Origin of the sequence: Roseovarius nitratireducens (genome assembly GCF_002925845.1) — a bacterium.
Classification (GTDB): domain Bacteria; phylum Pseudomonadota; class Alphaproteobacteria; order Rhodobacterales; family Rhodobacteraceae; genus Roseovarius; species Roseovarius nitratireducens.
Window position 1 is genome coordinate 1 of record NZ_PDNI01000023.1, and the last position, 19,736, is coordinate 19,736.

General features: G+C 58.9%; 24 protein-coding genes. 16 read left to right on the forward strand and 8 right to left on the reverse strand.

Annotated features, from left to right (window positions below):
• Positions 1 to 29: 29 nt before the first annotated feature.
• Together CRJ03_RS03790 and CRJ03_RS19580 are read right to left on the reverse strand one after the other, a co-directional pair.
• On the reverse strand, positions 30 to 488 hold the full coding sequence (locus CRJ03_RS03790) for a c-type cytochrome (protein WP_104017109.1): 459 nt from the start codon (positions 486 to 488) through the stop codon (positions 30 to 32).
• A 57-nt stretch (positions 489 to 545) separates the two neighbouring features.
• Entirely contained in the window at positions 546 to 743 is a 198-nt protein-coding gene (locus tag CRJ03_RS19580) for a hypothetical protein (RefSeq protein WP_129590227.1), read from the reverse strand.
• 153 nt (positions 744 to 896) lie between these two features.
• On the opposite strand from CRJ03_RS19580, the gene CRJ03_RS19585 reads away from it, so the two are divergent.
• From CRJ03_RS19585 to CRJ03_RS03830, 10 genes are all read left to right on the forward strand, one after another.
• Positions 897 to 1,208, forward strand: a complete 312-nt coding sequence (locus CRJ03_RS19585) for a hypothetical protein (protein ID WP_129590228.1) — start codon at positions 897 to 899, stop codon at positions 1,206 to 1,208.
• 205 nt (positions 1,209 to 1,413) lie between these two features.
• On the forward strand, positions 1,414 to 3,309 hold the full coding sequence (locus CRJ03_RS03795; RefSeq protein ID WP_104017593.1) for a copper resistance system multicopper oxidase: 1,896 nt from the start codon (positions 1,414 to 1,416) through the stop codon (positions 3,307 to 3,309).
• 25 nt (positions 3,310 to 3,334) lie between these two features.
• The gene (locus tag CRJ03_RS03800) at positions 3,335 to 4,036 is read left to right on the forward strand and encodes a copper resistance protein B (protein ID WP_104017594.1); all 702 of its coding nucleotides are present in this window, start codon (positions 3,335 to 3,337) and stop codon (positions 4,034 to 4,036) included.
• A gap of 98 nt (positions 4,037 to 4,134) precedes the next feature.
• Positions 4,135 to 5,070: a cation diffusion facilitator family transporter gene (locus CRJ03_RS03805; RefSeq protein ID WP_104017595.1), complete on the forward strand. Its 936-nt coding sequence runs from the start codon at positions 4,135 to 4,137 to the stop codon at positions 5,068 to 5,070.
• 95 nt (positions 5,071 to 5,165) lie between these two features.
• Complete coding sequence (locus CRJ03_RS03810) at positions 5,166 to 6,083, forward strand: DMT family transporter (protein WP_104017596.1); 918 nt, start codon at positions 5,166 to 5,168, stop codon at positions 6,081 to 6,083.
• 314 nt (positions 6,084 to 6,397) lie between these two features.
• Positions 6,398 to 6,997 carry an EF-hand domain-containing protein gene (locus CRJ03_RS03815; protein ID WP_240611545.1) on the forward strand — a complete coding sequence of 200 codons (600 nt, stop codon included), beginning with the start codon at positions 6,398 to 6,400 and terminating at the stop codon, positions 6,995 to 6,997.
• A gap of 73 nt (positions 6,998 to 7,070) precedes the next feature.
• Complete coding sequence (locus CRJ03_RS19805; protein WP_206018291.1) at positions 7,071 to 7,223, forward strand: hypothetical protein; 153 nt, start codon at positions 7,071 to 7,073, stop codon at positions 7,221 to 7,223.
• A gap of 55 nt (positions 7,224 to 7,278) precedes the next feature.
• The gene (locus CRJ03_RS20235; RefSeq protein WP_104017597.1) at positions 7,279 to 7,707 is read left to right on the forward strand and encodes a hypothetical protein; all 429 of its coding nucleotides are present in this window, start codon (positions 7,279 to 7,281) and stop codon (positions 7,705 to 7,707) included.
• Between the two features lie 10 nt (positions 7,708 to 7,717).
• A complete protein-coding gene (locus CRJ03_RS03825; RefSeq protein WP_240611546.1) occupies positions 7,718 to 8,404 on the forward strand; it encodes a TVP38/TMEM64 family protein in 687 nt (228 codons plus the stop codon).
• Complete coding sequence (locus CRJ03_RS03830) at positions 8,397 to 9,203, forward strand: hypothetical protein (RefSeq protein WP_129590230.1); 807 nt, start codon at positions 8,397 to 8,399, stop codon at positions 9,201 to 9,203. The genes CRJ03_RS03825 and CRJ03_RS03830 overlap by 8 nt, the downstream gene beginning before the upstream one ends.
• Positions 9,204 to 9,303: 100 nt before the next feature.
• Here CRJ03_RS03830 and CRJ03_RS03835 read toward each other — a convergent pair whose 3' ends face one another.
• Positions 9,304 to 9,465 carry a DUF2933 domain-containing protein gene (locus CRJ03_RS03835; RefSeq protein WP_240611551.1) on the reverse strand — a complete coding sequence of 54 codons (162 nt, stop codon included), beginning with the start codon at positions 9,463 to 9,465 and terminating at the stop codon, positions 9,304 to 9,306.
• Here CRJ03_RS03835 and CRJ03_RS20240 point away from each other — a divergent pair.
• A complete protein-coding gene (locus CRJ03_RS20240; protein WP_240611553.1) occupies positions 9,412 to 9,573 on the forward strand; it encodes a hypothetical protein in 162 nt (53 codons plus the stop codon). The genes CRJ03_RS03835 and CRJ03_RS20240 overlap by 54 nt on opposite strands.
• 27 nt (positions 9,574 to 9,600) lie before the next feature.
• Here CRJ03_RS20240 and CRJ03_RS03840 read toward each other — a convergent pair whose 3' ends face one another.
• From CRJ03_RS03840 to CRJ03_RS03860, 5 genes are all read right to left on the reverse strand, one after another.
• On the reverse strand, positions 9,601 to 12,012 hold the full coding sequence (locus CRJ03_RS03840; protein ID WP_276308220.1) for a copper-transporting P-type ATPase: 2,412 nt from the start codon (positions 12,010 to 12,012) through the stop codon (positions 9,601 to 9,603).
• 117 nt (positions 12,013 to 12,129) lie between these two features.
• Positions 12,130 to 12,399, reverse strand: coding sequence for a DUF5676 family membrane protein (locus tag CRJ03_RS03845; RefSeq protein ID WP_206018292.1), 270 nt, complete (start codon positions 12,397 to 12,399; stop codon positions 12,130 to 12,132).
• A gap of 573 nt (positions 12,400 to 12,972) precedes the next feature.
• The gene (petA, locus tag CRJ03_RS03850; protein ID WP_439126617.1) at positions 12,973 to 13,578 is read right to left on the reverse strand and encodes a ubiquinol-cytochrome c reductase iron-sulfur subunit; all 606 of its coding nucleotides are present in this window, start codon (positions 13,576 to 13,578) and stop codon (positions 12,973 to 12,975) included.
• A gap of 158 nt (positions 13,579 to 13,736) precedes the next feature.
• Positions 13,737 to 14,369 carry an RNA polymerase sigma factor gene (locus CRJ03_RS03855; protein WP_240611548.1) on the reverse strand — a complete coding sequence of 211 codons (633 nt, stop codon included), beginning with the start codon at positions 14,367 to 14,369 and terminating at the stop codon, positions 13,737 to 13,739.
• Between the two features lie 42 nt (positions 14,370 to 14,411).
• Complete coding sequence (locus CRJ03_RS03860) at positions 14,412 to 15,302, reverse strand: DMT family transporter (RefSeq protein WP_104017602.1); 891 nt, start codon at positions 15,300 to 15,302, stop codon at positions 14,412 to 14,414.
• Between the two features lie 201 nt (positions 15,303 to 15,503).
• Here CRJ03_RS03860 and CRJ03_RS03865 point away from each other — a divergent pair, with 201 nt between their 5' ends.
• The 5 genes from CRJ03_RS03865 to CRJ03_RS03890 all read left to right on the forward strand — a co-directional run bounded on the left by CRJ03_RS03865 (position 15,504) and on the right by CRJ03_RS03890 (position 19,734).
• A complete protein-coding gene (locus tag CRJ03_RS03865) occupies positions 15,504 to 15,779 on the forward strand; it encodes a hypothetical protein (protein WP_104017603.1) in 276 nt (91 codons plus the stop codon).
• A 253-nt stretch (positions 15,780 to 16,032) separates the two neighbouring features.
• Positions 16,033 to 17,031 (forward strand): YncE family protein, encoded by a 999-nt coding sequence (locus CRJ03_RS19590; RefSeq protein WP_165375228.1) that lies wholly within the window; start codon positions 16,033 to 16,035, stop codon positions 17,029 to 17,031.
• A gap of 254 nt (positions 17,032 to 17,285) precedes the next feature.
• A complete protein-coding gene (locus CRJ03_RS03880) occupies positions 17,286 to 18,008 on the forward strand; it encodes a response regulator (protein WP_104017606.1) in 723 nt (240 codons plus the stop codon).
• Positions 18,005 to 19,417: an ATP-binding protein gene (locus CRJ03_RS03885; RefSeq protein ID WP_104017607.1), complete on the forward strand. Its 1,413-nt coding sequence runs from the start codon at positions 18,005 to 18,007 to the stop codon at positions 19,415 to 19,417. Before CRJ03_RS03880 ends, CRJ03_RS03885 begins: the two co-directional genes overlap by 4 nt.
• Positions 19,414 to 19,734, forward strand: coding sequence for an SHOCT domain-containing protein (locus CRJ03_RS03890; protein ID WP_240611549.1), 321 nt, complete (start codon positions 19,414 to 19,416; stop codon positions 19,732 to 19,734). Before CRJ03_RS03885 ends, CRJ03_RS03890 begins: the two co-directional genes overlap by 4 nt.
• The last annotated feature ends 2 nt before the right edge of the window (positions 19,735 to 19,736 follow it).

Genomic DNA, 19,736 nt, shown 5'->3' on the forward strand with positions numbered 1-19,736 from the left:
GGCCGCCCCCATGCGTCGCGCCGAATCCATCAGAAAATCCCGTTTTCCTTCTGAAGGGCGCGCACATAGGCGGTGATCGCCTTCACGTCGGCATCTGTCACGCCGTCCACCGGCGGCATGTTTCCATAGCGCCAGTGATGCGCCCGGACACCATTCTTAGCCGCCATCACGAAGGCCATGTCCGAGTGATGGCTGGGTTCGTAAATCTTGTGCACCAGGGGCGGGCCTTTGCCTTCGCGACCTGCGGCATCGTCCCCGTGACAGGCTGCGCATTTCGCGTTGAAGGCACGCTCTCCCATTTGCGCCAGGGACGACAAGTCGTCCGGCACGCTGACCGCGACGATGGCCGCACCGTCCGCGATGTCCGAGGTGTCGGGCGGGGTCATGGAATGCCCGTTCGGGCCTGGCCCGGTACGTGTGCTCTGCCAAACGAACGCACCTGCCCCCGCAACCAGCACAGCCGCGATCATCCAACCGAGTTTGCTCATGCTTGACCGACCATGTTGCAAGTGACGGGAACAGGCGCACCGAAAGGATCTCGCCGATCACACGGTTTGCGCAACGAAGTGATGCGATGGGCAGGGTTTGGCTGTCCCGAGTTCTCGATCATCGATGGCATGTGCAAGATATTGAACGTTGCCGCGACGCTCATTGCTGCTGAAAGGGCTCGGTGTCTTTCGCACAAAACCATTGGCAAACTCAGCATATTCAGCCTCACAACACGTCATGATTTGATCGAGCATAGCTATGTTCTTGCACTGAAAGGTCAAGATAAATCAAGGCCTTAGGCGCGAAATTATTGTAACGAAATGTATCCTTGATCTTTCGCGGCAATCGCGCTCTTTTACGACGATACGAGGCCACGGGAACCTATGCGTTTTTTCAGACTGACACGAATGGCACATATTCTGTCGCTCATCTTCCTGATGGGTGCGGCCATGCCATTTGTAGGAACTGAAGCAGGCTCGCCGCACGAAGATCAGAGTGACGTCGTCGCGATGGATGTGCGTGATTGTGGCCAACATCTTGTGTCGGACGATGCCATCCCTGGCTGCCCGGGTATGATGATACACTGCGCCACTTTTTCTAACGTGGACCATGCATTGCCCGAACTGAAACTCTTTGTCGTACATCTCTATCATCGGTCACACGCAGTCGACGCCGAGAGCTTGACGCCAGAAGCTTCTTCGCCCCCGCCGCGAGCCTGAACAAGCTTCGATTTCCATTCCTGCAGCTTGCGTTTGCGGTCTCGGTTCGCGCCCAAGTTTGAATGGGTGTGAATGTCTGACGAGTGCCCCGGTTGGGGCAGCGTCTGAACACCTCCGGCGCTCGCGGGAACACTCCTCCTCAAGCAAATCCATATCTGCCCTTTTCGGGCGAACCCTCACGTCAATCATCAAAAGGGAGAAGAGTATGCGACTCTTCCAAGGAAAACAGCGCGCGCTTTCCGATACCGCGCTCAGCTCGTCGAAACATCTGGCAACAGGTCTGTCCCGGCGTCAGTTCGGTTTGACCGCGGCTGCCGCACTCGCCATGCCAGCGGTGCTGCGCGCGCATGAATCGCCCAAGATCACGTCGAAAGGGACTTATGACGTCACGGTCGACCGGGTTCGGATCGATACTGGGAACTTTCGGAAAATGGGGGTCGGATACAACAAGAGCCAGCATCCAACGACCCTGCGTTTCAAGGAGGGCGAGGAAGTCACCATCAACGTGACCAACAATCTTCGCGAGAGCACCTCGATTCATTGGCACGGGCTGATCCTGCCCTTCCAACAGGACGGCGTCCCAGGCATCAGTTTCAACGGTATTGCTCCGGGTGACACCTTCACCTACCGGTTCCCGATCCAACAGGCTGGCACTTACTGGTTTCACAGCCACTCGGGCTTTCAGGAGCCCGACGGTGCCTACGGGGCGATCGTGATCGAGCCGCGTGACGGTGAACGGGTCCGGGCCGATCGCGATTATGTCGTGCAGTTGGCCGACAAGCACCCGCATCCCGGCAGCCGGATCATGCGCAACCTCAAGATGATGCCGGATTACTACAACCGCTCGCAACGCACCCTGCAGACGCTGATCGAGGACTCGCGTCAGGACAGCCTGCAGGCGGCGCTCAAGGATCGCGGAATGTGGGGCCGGATGCGGATGATGCCGACGGACATCGAGGATGTGCAGGGATTTACCGCCCTGATCAACGGGCGCAGCACCTCGCAGAACTGGACAGGGCTGTTCCGGCCCGGTGAGAAGGTCCGCCTGCGGATTATCAATTCCTCGGCCATGACCTATTTCGACATGCGTATCCCGGGCCTGAAGATGACCGTGGTCCAGGCTGATGGCAACGACGTCAAACCGGTTACGGTGGACGAGCTGCGTGTTGCCGTGGCGGAGACGTATGACGTCATCGTCCAGCCGCGGGAAAACAAGGTTTATAGCATCATTGCCGAGTCCATGGGTCGCACCGCTCTCGTGCGCGGAACCCTGTCGCCAAAAGAGGGCTATGCCGGGGCCGTGCCACCGCTCCGGCCCAAGCCTTTGCTCACCATCGCCGACATGAGCGGGATGATGGGGGGCATGGATATGGGTGATAACGTCATGCAGAGCGCTGGCGGCATGCAGAACATGACCGGCATGGATCACTCGAACATGGGCGCCGCAAGTGCACCGACACCGCAGGCGATGGACCCTTCGGCCATGCAGGGCGCGGACCATTCCGACATGGAGCCGTCGGCACAACCTGCGATGAAGGACATGGATAACTCGCAGATGTCTGGTTCGAGCACGCCTGGCATGAACGGGATGGACCGCTCCGGCATGGCGATGTCTAACGGTGACGACCCGTTCTACGCGCCCGGCAGCGGGCTGACACCCAAGGCCTATAACGGCGGGAAGTTCCTGTCCTACACCGATCTGCGCGCCGCACGACCGCTCTATCGGAACCGTACTCCGTCGCGCACCATTGAGCTCCGTCTGACGGGCAACATGGAGCGCTACATCTGGTCGATCAACGATGTGAAATTCGACGACGCTGATCCTATCGTCCTCAACTACGGCGAACGCGTGCGTATCCGGTTCATCAACGAAACGATGATGGCGCATCCGATGCACCTGCACGGGATGTGGTCGATCGTCGATACCGGTCAGGGCGCGCGCAATCCCATCAAGCATACGGTGAGTGTCCAGCCCGGAGTGACCTCCGACATCGAGGTCGAAGTCGATGCCCCTGGGCAATGGGCCTTCCACTGCCATCTCTCCTACCACGCAGACGGCGGCATGTTTCGCAAGGTTGTGGTCAAGGGGCGTCCAGCCTGAGCCAGTCAATATAAGGAAAATCATGATGAAATGTTTCAAACTGGCCGGACTGGCCGGCTTTCTTCTTCCCTTTGCTCAGGTTGCACAGGCCGAACCGTTGATCTGGGGCTTTCAAGCGGAGCAATTCGAATATCGCTCGATGGATGGCGAGGACGCCCTGGTCTGGGATTTCGACGCTCTGGCGGGGTCGGATGAGATGAAATTCGTCTGGCGCAGCGAGGCGGAACTTGGTCTCACATCGGATGATTTCGAGAAGCTGGAAAACCAGCTGCGTCTGCAGTTTCCGGTCTCGACGTTCTTCGACGCCGTGGTGGGGGCCTATGCAGGCACACCGGACGGTGCCCCCGACCGTTACGCTGGCGTGGTGGGCATCAAGGGCCTCGCACCGCAGTGGTTCGAGATCGATGCCGATCTCTTTGTCTCCGATCATCCCTTCTTCCGTTTCGAGGCGGAGTATGAGGCGCTTCTGACCAATCGGCTGATCCTCACCCCGAGTATAGAGGTTGATCTGCCTCTCAAGGATGATCTGGCGCGCGACCGGGGCGCGGGCGGCGCCGTTGTAGAGATCGGAGCAAGGCTGAGCTACGATGTCATCGACCGCGCGTTCTCTCCCTATATCGGCGTGAACTACGAAGCCTCGTTTGGCGACACAAAGGACATTCTCCGCGCCAATGGCGAGGATACGGATGCGTTCGCCATCGTGATCGGCACGCGTCTGATGTTCTGACAATAGGCCGCTCCGGTTGTAGGCCGGGGCGGCCTAAAGATATCTTTTTCCCAAAAGATGCGCCAAAGTTTGAAAACCAAACTGGAAAGGAGACCATGATGAGCGGACAGGGACACGCAGGTCACATGCCGCAGAGCGGTCGTGGCATGGCAATTTCAGCTTGGTTAACAGGTGTTTATTTCGTCATCGAGATGGCAATCGGCCTCTGGACCGGTTCCATCGCGGTGATCTCGGATGCGTTCCACACCTTCTCCGCAGTGGGGGGTGTCCTCGTGGCAATCATTGCAGCGCGACTCGCCCGCCGTCCGGCAGATGAGGATCGCAGTTTTGGCTGGTATCGCACGGAAATCATCGGCGCGCTGGTCAATGGCGGTTTCCTGCTTGCCATGGCGATCGTGGTGATCGTGATGGCGGCAATGCGTCTGGGGTCTCCTATTGATCTGCCGACCGGGCCAATGCTGTGGGCAGCGGCTGGCGGCCTTGTGACCGAGTTCATCTCGCTCGGGTTGATCTGGAAGCAGAGCCAGAGCGATCTGAACGTCAAGGGCGCGCTCTGGCACATCATTCAGACGTTCATTGGGAGTCTGCTGATCATCATCACTGCACTGGTCATCAAGTTCACCGGTTTTCTGCTCATCGATCCAATTCTCGGCATGGCTTTCGGCTTCGTTCTGGTTTGGGCAAGCTGGGGAATCCTGCGTGATTCCATCCACTTGCTCATGGAGGGCACCCCGAGCGACGTTAGCCTTGGCGAGGTCACGCGGAACCTGGAGGCAATCGATGGCATCGCGGACGCACATCACGTCCACGCCTGGGCACTGACCAGCGGCAAATATGTCTTTTCGGCTCACCTGCGTGTCCGGCAAGGGGCCGATCCGCAAGAGACGCTGAAGACAGCCCATAGTATGTTGCGCAAGCGCTTTGGCTTCTTTTTCGTCACCTTGCAGGTCGAGGACCGCTGCCTCGATGAAAGCGGCGCAGAAGCCATCGACATAACTGCGGACGGGAACCACAACACGCCTAGCCGCTCCTGACGCGCACCCGTGTCCGCCGTGTCGCGGCACTCACGGGCCTTTTGAGGCACATTCGGGCGCTTTGTTCACAGACGTCACCTGATCGGATGCCGGATATGAAAACCATATTTCTTTTACTTCTGATCACATTGTCCGAGGCGACGATCGGTGTCTTCGTCAAGCTGACCGACGGCAGAATCCCGATTCAGACGTTGAATTTCTACGCGATCCTGACAGCAGCCGCCTTCCTGATGCTCGCGTTGCCAGTCGCCACCGGCCGACCGATCCGCCTGCCCTGGGGGAATTTGAAGGACACCATCGTCATCGGTGTTCTTATCGCGACGCAGATCAGTGTCTTCAACTACGCCATGACGCTGGTGCCAATCGCCAATGCCGTCATTTTCTGGAGCGTGGCGCCCTTCTTTACCTTTATATTCTCGGCGATTTTCCTCGGCGAGAAGGCAGGCTTGGGCCATGTTCTCGTCTTCGGTATCGCCATCGTCGGCATCGTCCTCGCCAAACCCCTCTCAGGTGGATACATGATCGGCAATCTCGTCGCGCTGACGGACGGCGCGATCTATGCGGCGATGATCACCTACATGCGATACGAGGGCAAGTCAGAGACGGGCAACGATATCGCGTGGTCGATGCTTGCGGCGGCGGTCGTCCTGTCGCCGGCGCTGTTGATTTACGGCACCGGCGACCTGCTGGGCACGGCGGAAAACGAGAGACTGGGCATCATCGTGCCTGCCGGTGTCTGGGCGCTGGCGCTTGGGTTGGTATCTACGGGATTTGCCTATTTCGGCATCTCCATCGTCCTCAAGACTCTCAACGCGAACGTCTATTCCCTCGTCGATATCATCGTCTCGCCGGTCGTCGCGAGCACACTGGGGTTCTTGGTCTTTGCCGAGATGCCGGCCAAGGGGATGATCTATGGCGGCGGGCTGTTGCTGTTGGCCGGGTTTCTGCTGACATGGATGATGACCCGTGATCGACCCGATATCGCGGCCCATCCCTGTCAGTGCGCCGGGTGACCCACGCTGTGGAGCTTCCAAAAGAGTAAGGACGCCACCGCGTCTCGCGCCAACCTTCCAGTTCTTCCAGCGTGTTCCCGCTGGTACTCGGCCAAGGCGAGGCTGGGCGATTGTGGGGATTCAAGAAAAGCCGGTGAGGTCATTCGCATTCGGTTGTCAGAGTTGCCTTTGGCAAGCAGCAAATCGAAACCGTGTGAGGAACTTTTGCCGAGCGTTTCGATACAAAACGTTACACCAAAGTCTGGCGGCACCGGATGAACGGGCCTTGGGACATCTTATATCGGCATGGTGATTCAGGAATAAAGGAGATCACCATGTTACGACATTCTTTTCTCGCCCTCTCGGTGGCCGCTGTAACCGCAGTTGGTGGGGTCGCTTATGCCCAAAGCGCCCATGGCCACGGTTCGATATCCGGGCCCGCCGGTGGTGGCATGATGATGCAGGGCGACGGCTCCGGCATGATGGGCGATATGTCCGCCATGATGCAGATGATGAACAAAATGCACGGTATGCATGGCGGCATGATGGGCGGAAAAGGGCACGGAATGATGCGCGGTGCCATGATGCAGATGCTCGATGCCGATGGTGATGGCCAGGTCACACCACAGGAGATGCGCGAAGGAATGCAGGCCAAGCTGACCGAGTATGATAGCGATGGCGATGGCACACTCTCGATCGCAGAATTCGAAACCCTGCACAGCGCCATGATCCGCGAGAAGATGGTTGATCGGTTCCAGCACCTCGACGCGGATGGCGATGGCGCCATTACGAGCGAGGAAATGACAAAACCTGCCAAGAGGATGGAGCGCATGCAGAAGATACGTGCCCGCATGGGGCAGCAGCAGGGCCCGCAAGGCAACGGTCAAGGCATGGGGTCCATGATGCAAAGCACTGATGGCTCCGACGACAATTGAACATTGCGGCGCCGACATGCGATCGGCGCCGTCTCAATACTAAGGGGGGCAGGACGACCTGATCGGTTTCGGAATGGGCGGTTTCTGGATGCTGCTTGTTATCGTGCTGATCGTGCCGGGGATACTGGCGCTGGTCAAACACCCCTCCAAGCGACCGGAAAAGAAATCGACTTCGATAAGGAGCGCTATTCCAGATAATGGCTTGAGCTTCCATCTACTGGAATGATTAGAGTTGCGGTGGCTAGGCCGCAACGCCGGTGAAGATGAGGACGGCACGCCGCATGACAAGCTATGGAACGCGGGTCAGCAGGATCGCTAGCGGGAAGCTTGGCCCAAGCGCGATTGGTGCGGGCCTGTTCGTTGCCTTTGCGCCGATCCACCTGTGGGTCACCGAAGAGGTCTCGGCGGCGATCGCCGCCCTGACCCTTGCCTTGATCGCGGGCACCTATATTGGCTTCGGGGCGTCCGACGGTTCCGTCCGTGTCTTCTGGCTGGAGCCGGGCGTCGCCGCCTTCTACACGGGAGGCGCTTTGGCCGGGCTGCTCTGGACTCCGCTCGCCCTGCCCTTGGGGCTGGCGGCGCATGCGGCCTGGGACATTTTGCATCATAACGGCGCTTTCGGCGCCCCGGTGCCAAGATGGTATATCCCCTCATGTGTGGTGTTCGACCTGCCCGCCGCTGCTTTTCTCCTTCTCCTTTATCGCCCGTGAGGTCCATTCGGTGGCGCAAGTTGTCTCGATCAGAACAATAGCGAAGATCGGCGTGGCAGTTGTCATCGTCGTTGTCGCCGTGGCGCTGTTCCTGGGCCCACTTTCCGGCCTCTGGGAAGATCTGAGTGGCGAACGAATATCGGCATGGGTGAAGGCCTCCGGTGCGTGGGGTCCAACCGTCATCATCGGCTTAATGACGCTCGCCATCGTCGCCACGCCGATTCCGAGCGCGCCCATTGCCCTGGCCGCGGGTGCCGCATATGGCCATACGATCGGCACCATCTATATCGTTATTGGCGCTGAACTCGGTGCCATGGTGGCCTTCGTACTGGCGCGGCTACTGGGGCGCGACGTGCTGACCAGATGGCTGGGTGACAAGGTAGACAGGGGCTTGCTTGGCTCTCAGAATGCGCTGACCTTCACTGTGCTCGCCAGCCGGTTGATGCCTTTCATCTCGTTCGACATCGTGAGCTACGCCGCCGGGCTCAGCTGCCTGCATTTCTGGCGTTTTGCACTCGCGACTCTCGCCGGGATTATCCCGGCCAGTTTTGTCCTGGCCCATTTCGGCAACGAAGCGGTCAGCGGCGGCCCCGGGCGCACCGCTTTGGCAGCCATCGGACTCGGTGCGCTGACACTAACCCCGCTTGTCTTTGTGGCTATGAGGGAGAAGCGCCGAAAGGAGGCGACGCATGAGTAAACTGCGGACATCGCCGGAACCAACACCGCTCCACTGGAAAATGGTGCGCTGGCTTCTCTGGCGCGAACTGCGCCGCACCTGCCACCGGCATCTGGCGAACCGGACACTGCACGACGAGGGCGGCGCCGCGATGCGCTGGCTGCGGCAGGACAGGGACAGGTTCCTCGAGACGTTGGATCAGATCGTCGAAGAGATGCGAAAGGTCGCCGGGCTGCACGCTCTGCCCAACGGCGGAAGCCGTCTGATGGTCGAACTCGCCGTATATACCGTCGCCGCCGATGCGGCGCTGCGACGGCACGGGGTCAGAACGGATTGCGCGCATTCGGTAGTGGCCGATATCGGCTGGGACCTCTACCGCCGCATGCTGCGCCTGTCGTCGCTGCCGGCGCGGATCGCTAGCCGCGATCCCGGGCGCAGGCTGCGCTGGACGATCCGGGCTCTTCTGGTTTTTCCGTTCCGCCCGGTCGGTGCGCCCGGCTATGAAACGCGCGTCTTCCGGGAGGGCGACGATCTGCACACGCATTTCACCCATTGCCCGCCCCAGAGCTTTGCGCGCAGGGTAGCCACGCACCACGAGGATCCCGAACTGCTGGAGGCTTTTCGGCAAAGCTGGTGCCTCTACGATTGGCCCGGCGCGGACCTCATCGCCGGGGATGGCCAGCGAGGGCATTACCGCAGACCTAGCACGCTGTCGGCTGGTGATCCGGTCTGCGACATGTGCTGGCGCGCGCGCAGCGCGAAGCGCACAGACCGAACCGAGGACACCTCCTGGTCAGACGAAGGGGCAGGTGTAGAATGAACTCGGAATACAAGGCGAACAGCACAATCCAAAGGGCTCCGGTTCCGGCTGGATGAAAGTTCAGTGGCAGGTCACCACAGCCCATAACCGGGGTCATGCGTCATGGCTTGTCATCTCCGCCATGCCCCCCGTGTCCACCGTGCATGAAGAAATGCATGACGACGCATCCCAGAAGTAGCAGCGCGAGAAACCCATTGCCTCCGAAAATATGGACACGGTGTTCGAACGCGAGCAGGAACGCACCGATCCCGAGAGCAATCAAAAGGTAGATGCCCGTGCGGGACTTCCAGAAACCCTTGTCGCGATTGTCGTGATGATTGTCCTCGTCCTGATGTTGCTTTGTCATTTGGTCTGGCCCTACTCAGGTTGAATGGTGGAATTATCCACCATAAGCGGTTCAGAATTTCAGTCGCCGCAGCCGAAGGGAGTTCACAACGACCGACAGTGAAGACGCGCTCATCGCAAACGCGGCGAAGATCGGTCCGATCAGGATACCCAGGAATGGGTAGAGCACGCCGGCCGCGATCGGCACGCCCGAGGCGTTGTAGATCAGCGCGAAGAACAGGTTTTGGCGGATGTTGCGCATCGTGGCCTGACTCAGTTTCCGGGCGCGCACGATGCCATCAAGATTGCCCTTGACCAGGGTGAAACCCGCGCTCTCGATCGCGACGTCTGCGCCGGTGCCCATGGCAATGCCAACATCGGCCTGGGCCAGCGCCGGGGCATCGTTGACCCCGTCGCCTGCCATCGCGACTTTCCTGCCCTGATCCTGCAGTTCCCTGATTATCCGGGCCTTGTCTTCGGGCAGGACATCGGCGCGGATCTCGTCGATGCCCAGGCGGTTCGCGACGGCCTGCGCGGTGCGCTCGTTATCGCCTGTGGCCATGATGATACGAAAACCCAGCTCGTGCAGCGCCTTCAGGGCCGCTGGCGTGGTTTCCTTGATCGGGTCGGCGACGCAGACAAGCCCGGCGATCGTACCGTCCAGCACGATGAACATAACGGTTTCGCCCTCGTCGCGCCGCGCATTGGCGGTATCCACCAGCGCGCCGCTGTCCAGCCCCATATCCCGGATCAGGGCCGCATTGCCGAGCGCGACCGATTTGCCGTCGACCCGCCCCTTGACGCCCTTGCCGGTGACGGCCTCGAAATCCTCGGCCTTGGCAAGATCGACGCCCCGTTCCTCGGCGCCACGCACGATCGCCTCGGCCAGCGGATGTTCCGAGCCGCGTTCGAGCGACGCGGCAAGGCGCAAGACTTCATCCTCGTCATGGTCGGCTTCAGGGAGTACCGCGACCAGCCTGGGCTTGCCTTCGGTGAGGGTTCCTGTCTTGTCCACGATCAGTGTATCGATCTTCTCGAAACGCTCCAGCGCCTCCGCGTTCTTGATCAGCACACCCAATTGCGCGCCCCTGCCAGTTGCCGTCATGATCGACATCGGCGTGGCAAGGCCAAGTGCACAGGGACACGCGATGATCAGCACCGCCACGGCCGATACAAGGCCATACGCCATGGCCGGGTCCGGCCCCCAGATTGACCAGGCGACGAAAGACACGATGGCAGTCGCGATAACAGCAGGCACGAACATGCCCGCCACCTTATCCGCATATTTCTGGATTGGGGCGCGGCTGCGCTGCGCGTCGGCCACCATTTGAACGATCTGGCTGAGCGTCGTGTCCGCGCCTACGCGCGTGGCCTCGATCACGAGGCTACCGGTGCCGTTGATCGTCGCCCCGGTGACGGGTTCGCCCGCGACCTTCTCGACGGGAACGGGCTCGCCGGAAATCATTGACTCGTCCACCGAAGAACGACCTTCGACGACGACACCATCGACCGGAACCTTGTCGCCCGGCCGCACGCGCAGGTGATCGCCCAGTTCCACTTGGTCGAGATCGATCTCTTCCTCGGTTCCATCGGGGCGGATCACCACGGCCGTCTTCGCGGCCATGTCAAGCAAGGCGCGGATCGCTTTTCCGGTGCCTTCGCGGGCGCGCAGTTCCATTACCTGCCCCAGGAGAACCAGCGTGACGATCACGGCCGCGGCCTCGAAGTAAACTCCGACATTGCCATTCTCGTCGCGGAAACCCTCGGGGAATATCTGGGGTGCCACGACAGCAAGAATACTGAACGAATAAGCCGCACCCACGCCCATGCTGATGAGGCTGAACATGTTCAGGTTCATTGTCCGGAAAGAGTGGTAGCCGCGCACGAAGAACGGCCAACCCGACCACAGGATCACCGGTGTCGACAAGACCAGTTCCAGCCAAAGCGACGTACGCTCGCCCAGCAATTCCATGAAATAGGTGAAGCCGACAAACGGTCCCATCGAAAGGATAAGAACCGGGATGGTCAGAACGGCACCGATCCATAACCGCCGGGTGAAATCGACCAGTTCGGGGTTCGGGCCCTCGTCTTCGGCGGCGACGGTCTCCGGCTCTAGCCCCATGCCGCAGATCGGGCAGGAGCCAGGGCCGGGATGCCTCACTTCGGCGTGCATCGGACAGGTATAGACCGTGCCGGTATAGCCTTCGGGCACGGTGTCGTATTCGCCTCCCCTTGTACCGACCGAAGCAGAACCGTGAGCATGGGCATCGTGGCCGTGATGGTCATGCGTACACCCGCTTCCTTCGGCAACCATTGTCTCCGGCTCCAGGAACATCCCACATTTTGGACAGGAACCTTCTTCTATGCGGCGCACTTCGGGATGCATCGAACAGGTATAGACGGTGCCGGAATATCCGTCCGGTACCGTGTCATAGCTCTCGTTATCCTGTTCTTTTCCGCCTCTCCGGCCTTTTGTCACGTTCATCCTGCGTCCTTTCCTGTCCACGGTTAGCTCGTCACAAATGGGTCGAAGTATCCGACGCCCCCAATGCGCAACGGTGATCGCCAAGCCGTGGCTTCTGGAGACTTGCTCATTGGTTTGTCATGCCTTCGCCTTGCGCGAAAAGAAGTTGAACGCCGGCACGAAAATCACGGCAATATACCAGCCATAGGCGAAACTTTCGATCAGCCCCAGAAGGGCGCTTGGCCAGCTGATCCAGGTCACGCCGGGCAGCAGAGGCAGCCAAGCCTGATACATGGTGGCGTTCGGGAACAATAGGCCAAAGATGACGCACAGCACAAAGCTGAGCGCAAGCAATATCCCAAGGGCCATGCCTACGGGAAAAATGCGAACAGGTGTGAAATCTGACATGATTTTTCCTTCCAAGTCTTTTGAAGCGATATCGTTATGAGGGTGAGCGCACCCACAGACGGAGGGGTGTCACGACATTTCCTGTATCGTTTTGTCGTGATGGACGCCAAAAGTAGCACCCGATGTGTGATCTCGTTCGCGGATAATCGGAATGGCTATTTCGCGATTTCGCAGCGAGTAACGCGATTGGACGAGAAGCAGGACACAGAGCCCCGCAAATGCGCTTAGCGTAATCATGACTATCATGTCCTTCCATTGACGAATGTTGACACGTTACTGGCCTGACCTTCTTGGTTTGCGAGGTCGTATCACGGCCGATCTCATTTGTTGCTGCAGCAGCATCCCCCTGACCTTGCAGACGTTGGCCGAACCTCTGACCCAACATCAGCGGCGGGGCTGGCGGAATGACCGCCACAGCACCCGTCGGGTTTTGGCTTCCGGGTTTGGGAATTATCGGTCTGGGTGGTTTTCTGGTCCATCTTGGCCTCCTTCAATCAAGGTTTCGTATTGGAGACGCCCGTCACGACATTACATTACAGGGAAAACGGCAGATCTCTCGAACTTTCCGCCAGTTCACGCAGTTCCAATATTCAGCAGCAGATCAGACCCGAGGCTATAGGGCGGAATATCGAGATTGCGCGGCGCCGGGCCTTTGCGAATTCGGCCCGACCGATCGTAATGCGATCCGTGGCACGGGCAGAACCAACCCCCAAATTCTCCTACGCCGGAGCCATCCTGACCGACCGGCACACACCCCAAATGTGTGCACACTCCGATCACGATCAACCACTCACCGCCCTCACCAGCCGATCTGTTCTGATCGAGCGCCGGCATTTCCTGACTGCTGTTGGGATTTTCTCTTGTGTTGTCAATCGGATCTACCAGATCATTGAGCGATGTCGCTCGCGCCTCTGCGATCACCTCCGGCGAACGCCGCCAGATGAAAACGGGCTTGCCCGCCCAACTGACGGTGACCCTGGATCCCACCGTGACGTCCGTCAAATCGATGACAATGCTCGATTGGCTGACAACATCGGCCGAAGGGTTCATGGAATTGATCAACGGCCAGACCGCGGCCCCCGTCGCAACTCCTCCGGTGGCTGCGGTTGCATAGTAGAGAAAGTCGCGCCGATCGGCTGCGCCTGTGTCATTCGTCATCTGTTGAGAAGCGGGCATCATGCTCTCCTTCGCCTGCTCTTGATCGGTTTCACGATGACATCGGTTGCGGTGCCGTCCTGTTGGGTCTGAGGCCCCGAATTGACGCCCCCACATGGGCCTTTCGCAGAAGGGGACGCCTCCTGACGGAAACCATTACAAGCAAACGAGACATTACTCGTTTAGTTGGATGCATCCCTGGGAGCGCAGCACATCTCGTCCTCTGGACTTTCGCTGCCAACCGGAGGGCAGTAGCAATCGTCCCAACCTGCCTTGCAGCACTTGCCACAATGGCCAGTCAGCGCATCACGCAAGGCCGCGCGGGCGCGGTATAGCCGCACTCCAAGCGCGTTCCTGGTCAGGCCCATGTCGTTGGCAACCGCAGCGCGGTCCTCCTCGCCAAAGTCGATCCGACGGATCAGGTCGGCATCCTCATCGCGCAAGGCCGGTATCAGGCCGTTCACGCAACGGCAAAATTGCGCCATCTGTGTGGGAGCATCATCAGCCAACTCCTTGGGTTCCCCGCCATATGCATCGGCCAGGCGCCCGCGACGTGCCGTCTTGCGGAAATGATCGTTCATCGTCGAACGCAAGACGGCGTAAAGCCAGGAATCCATACGCGCCACATCACGCAGCTGATCCTTGCGCGTTAGCACGCGAATGCAGAATTCCTGCAAAACATCCTCGGCATCCGCTTTGTTGCCCAAACGGCGCATCAGGAATCCCAAGAAGGCTTGCCGACCTTCTGAAAGCGCCATTTTGGCCGGGTCGTGGTCATGCGCGATTTCTCGCGTTTCTTTTTCTGCCTCGGTCATACTTTGCCGCCTCCTTCTGACTGAGACGCAAGGGCACCGTCATCAACCCTTAATGCGAGGCCTTCCCGTCCTGTGATGAACCATCGCTATCCCCAAGAATATCAGAACGATACCGACAGTTTGCAAGAGCGATAGCCGCTCGCCATAGATCACAATGCCCAAGCTCAGTCCGAAGACCGGAATAAGAAAGCTGAAGGCGTTGGCCCGGTTCAAGGGAACCGTCTCCAGCGCCGAGAACCATAACCAATACACAAGAGCGGATCCTGCCAAGGCCAGAACAAGAAGCGAAGCGATGAACGCCAGCGTCCAATTTATCGTGGCAGGCTCCTCCGTGATCAAAGCCGCAATGACCAGTGGTATGCTGCCCAACAGCATCTGCAATCCCATTGCCGAAAGGCTATCAACCTTTCCTGCAACGGATTTTATCATGACGTTGCTAAGCGTAACGCCTGCCGCTGCGAGAATGATGTAGAAAACGCCAATTGCATAACTCTCGTTTCCTCCCCCAAGAAAATCTGGCAGCGCAATCAGCACGATTCCCGCGAAGCCTGCGATCAAACCTGAGCTACCCAGGAAAGACAACTTCTCCCCCAGCCAGAACGCCGCGAGGACAGCCGCCAGAAGAGGTTGCGTATTCGCTATGACTGTCGCAAGGCCAGGCGAGACGAACTCTGCCGCATGAAACATTCCAAGGAAACCGAGACTTGTCGCACCGAGGCCAACACCTGCAAGCGTCATCCAAACCCGCCACCCACGCGGAAAGGGCCGCCCCAGGACAAGTGCCAAAAGCGTAAGAACGCTGCCTGCCAGGATCGCCCTCATAGCTGCGAAGGTCAGGTGAGGCGAGTATTCGAGTCCGGCCGCGATGACGGGAAAACACAATGCCCAAAGCACCATGGCAAAGACAATCTTCAGAGTCGCAACTGGCGTCATGGGTAGCCCCAATGTCGAAACGGTCACCTTCGTCCTGACCTGGACCTACAGGATCGAACGCCACTCACCGAGAAAATCTGTCACCAAATGTAACCAGGTGGAGTTCTGTGACAGACCGTTACACGACTACTCCAGGAGCCCGTTGCATAGCACATCCGATTTGCCAAGTTGAACATGCAACACGCAAAATGGAGGCACTCAATGAAACGCAACACCTCACTCATTATCGCAACCGCATTCGCCACGGTTGTCGGCGGCGCGGCACTCGCAGACATGGGATACGTAACCGGGCATCATGACCTGCCTGATCGTGACAATAACATTCACATGACCGACAACATGCGCGGCCATTTCGACCACTCGGATCGGAACGACGACGGCAAGGTCACGCGCGAGGAAATGGATGCCCACATGGCGACGGCGTCAGAGTTTCAGCGTATGTTCGAAGAGCGTACCGGCCCGCAGCAAGGTCGCTGAAGCATTCAATCGGGCGCTCTGGCTGACAAAGGGACGCCCGAATGCGACAAGTAGGACCTGACTGCGGCGCGCGACATGTGCCGCAGTCAGAGTAGACGCCGCGAGGATTACGACCGTGATATGAACCGTGCTTTGCTTCGTGAAAGGGGACGCACGACCGACGCTGTGCGCCGGTTCTGGTTGCGGACAGGGTCGAATGCTCAACACGGAACACCATTGGAAAACAAGGAGCTATGCTATGAGAATTCCACTAATGGCAATCGGTGCCGCACTACTGACTGGCAGTGCTGCATTGGCCGATGTCTACATCCCGGAAGGAACGCGCGGAACGGTGCTTCATTTGGATGAAGCTTTCAGGGCTACGGGCCGCATCGAAGGGCTCGGCAACGTTCACGGGCTGGCAGGCGCACCGAAACGGGGCATTCTGGTAGCTGGCAGTCTCACGGAAACCGAAGGCGGCGAGGTGGCCAAACCCTCCCAGGTTTCCGAAGAGGATCACGAAGCCCACCACGGAGGCGGAGAAAAGTCCGAGACAAGCGCCACGAGTCTGGTCACCCTGGTCGATGCCGACAGTCATGAAATACTGCGCCGCATCGAAGTGCCCGGCATCGTTCACCATGTCGGGATTTCCTCGGATGAACGCTTCGCCGCGATGACTCATCCTGGGCTCGGTTCTGTTTCGCTTATCGACCTGGAAAGCGGTGAGGTGACAGCGACTATCGCCACGGGACCGATCCCCGAATATGCAATCGCTGATCCGAAGACCGGCAATTTCTTCGTTTCCAATGCCGGCAATGACACAATCAGCGAACTCGACCCAGAAGACGGGATTGTAACGCGAAACTTCAAACTGCAAGGCCCACCCAACCACATGCTGCTGGATGCCGAGGCCCGTCAACTGATTGTCAGCGAGTCCGACACCGGGAAAGTTTCCATCATCGATGCCGACAGCGGTGAAGCCCTTGTGTCGTTCGAAATTGGCGGTGAACTGCATGGCGTCGCAGCCGACAAGGATGCAATCTGGTCGAGCGCACGCGACCGCAACCGCGTGGTACGCATTGATCGCGCCACAGGTGAACGTCTGGAAGTCAACGTCGGCCCCGAACCCTATCACATGGCGCGCGTGGGCGACGCGCTTCTGGTGAGCAGCGCGGCGAAGAACGAGCTATGGGTTCTCGACCCAAAGACGCTTGATCTGATCACGACTGTCGAAACGAACAGCACAGGGCATCAGTTCGTCCGAATCCCATAGATGGAGCAATTGAAGCCATGACGGGCGCGAACGTGCCCGCCACCGCGCAAATCAACCGACAAAGCGGGTTGGATCATGCGTGTTGCTATAGCGCGTGACAGCATGGCGGCGAGCGCATGGCTCCAGTCCAACGAAGAGCTTCTCGTATCATTAAACTTGGGATCAATCATCTGCGAGGGTCGAAAAGTCTGACTTTGTTACGTTTCGCGACAAATCTTCTCGGCAACGATCCTTCAACCACCTAGATACAAGCCATGACGAACCCGCCCCACGTACTTCTGGTCGATGACAGCGCAGAAATTCGTAAAGCTGTTGCGCGATATCTGGAAAAGAATGACATGCGCGTCACGAGTGCGGTCGACGCGGCCCAGATGGATGACCTGCTGAAGGTTGGCCGCTATGACCTCATCGTCCTGGACGTTATGATGCCCGGCGAAGACGGGATATCGGTCTGTCGCCGCTTGTCCGCCAAGGGGTCGGCCCCGATCCTGATGTTGACAGCGCTTGGTGAGGAAATGGACCGTATCATCGGCCTGGAGGTCGGTGCGGATGACTACTTGCCCAAACCCTTCAATCCTCGCGAGTTGCTTGCGCGGATCAAGGCAATTCTGCGCCGGGCGCAGAAACCGAAAGCCCTGGCGGGAAGTCTTACAGGCAGCCGTGTACGGTTCGCGGATTGGACGCTCGAAACCGACACACGCCGTCTTGTCGCGGCAGACGGCCGCGAGGACGTGCTGACAACATCAGAGTTCAAACTGCTGACAATCCTGCTGGAACGCCCGCGTATCATAATGAGCCGCGAGCAGCTTTTTGACTTGTCGGTCGGACGAATACCCGCCGCTTTCGACCGGACCATCGACAATCAGATCAGCCGTCTCAGGCGAAAAATCGAGGACAACCCGGGGCGACCCAAAATCATCACCACGGTTCGAAACGGGGGCTATTGCCTTGCAACGGATGTCGAGGTGAAGCAGTGACCCGCAAGCGTCTGGATAGCTTGCGTGTCCAGATTCTGTTGCTCATTATAGGCAGTCTCCTGGTGGCTCAGGCTATAAGCCTCTGGCTGTTCGTGGACGAACGCAGCCTCGCCGTGCGCGCTGCGATCGGGGCAGAGGCGGCCGGGCGCGCAGCGAATGTGGCGCTTCTCCTCGAACGGGCGCCACCGGACCTGCATACCTCTATTCTCCGGGCCGCTGACTCCCCGCTTGCAAGGTTTCGGATCGACCCGCAGGCGGCTGTGGATCATCTTGATCACCGTGCAAGAGGAGTGGTTGAAGCGCGCATCAGGTCGCTGCTTGGAAGCGAAGACAGCCGCGAGATCCGCGTGGAGTTGCATGAGGTTGATCGCGCGTTCCCTCCGATGAAGACGATGTCACCGCAGATCACCGCCGCGCACGAGCAGATGATGCATGACAAGTTCTCGGGGCTTGAACTAACGCTCTCTATCGCGCTTGCAGATAGCACCTGGCTGAATGTCGATACCCGCTTTCAGCGCCCGCCCCTGCAATGGCCGGTCTTTTCCGCGGTGAGCTTTGGCCTCACGGCGGCGTTGCTGATTGGTGTCGCTTGCTGGTACCTGCTTGCCCGCCTGACGTGGCCGCTCAGGCGTTTGGCCCAAGCCGCCGACAGCATTGGTCGTGGAGAGGAAAGCGAACCGCTTCCGGTCGCCGGTCCAAGCGAAGTCAGAAATCTGACAGACTCCTTCAATCGCATGCAGGAGCGACTGGTACGCACGGTTGCGGACAAGACGCGCATCATGGCCGCTCTGGGTCATGATTTGCGCTCGCCACTTACCGCCTTGCGGGTTCACGCCGAGATGGTGGATGAGGAGGAGACCCGCGACGCCTTGGTGAAATCCATCGAGGAAATGCAGGTTATGGTAGAGCGCACGCTGGCTTTTTCTCGCGGTATGGCAATCAATGAACCCCCGGAAACGGTAGAGCTGGGAAAATTTCTCACTGAGCTGAAACAAGACATGCTCAACGCATTTCGACTCGAAGCGGGTGCACCGCTTCAGATCAGGCTCCGGCCTCAATCCATGCGCCGAGCACTGCGGAACATCATAGAGAATGCAGTGCGTTACGGCGAAGGTGTCGAGGTCACCTATTCCCGGCAATATGACAGAGCCTTGATCTGGGTTCGCGATCATGGCCCCGGCATCCCGGACACTCAACTTGAAGAGGTTTTTGAGCCTTTTTACCGGGTCGAGACGTCACGCTCGCGCGAGACAGGTGGCACCGGTCTCGGCCTGTCAATTGCACGCACAATCTTGCGATCGCATGGTGGCAACATCACTTTACGTAACCACCCGGACGGTGGGCTTCTCGTGCGACTTGACTTGCCGTTCTCACAAAGTCTCAACTATCAAGAAAGGACAAGATCATGAATGACTATATGTGGTTGAAAACCAGCGTGATCGCTCTGTTGGCGGGCACCGTGCCGGCGCTCGCGGATCCGGGCAGCAATGCCAATGACACCTATGGGCACATGATGTGGGGTGGCGGACATGGCTGGTGGGCAGGTTTCGGTATGATCCTTTTCTGGGGGTTGATTATCGCAGTTGCCGTTTTCGCCTTTCGAGCGCTTACCAGTAACCGGGTTGGCGAGACCCGCGATCCGATGGAGATCCTCAAGGAACGCTACGCGCGCGGTGAGATCGACGAAGACGAGTTTCGGCGCCGGAAGCAGGAACTTCAAGGTTGAGC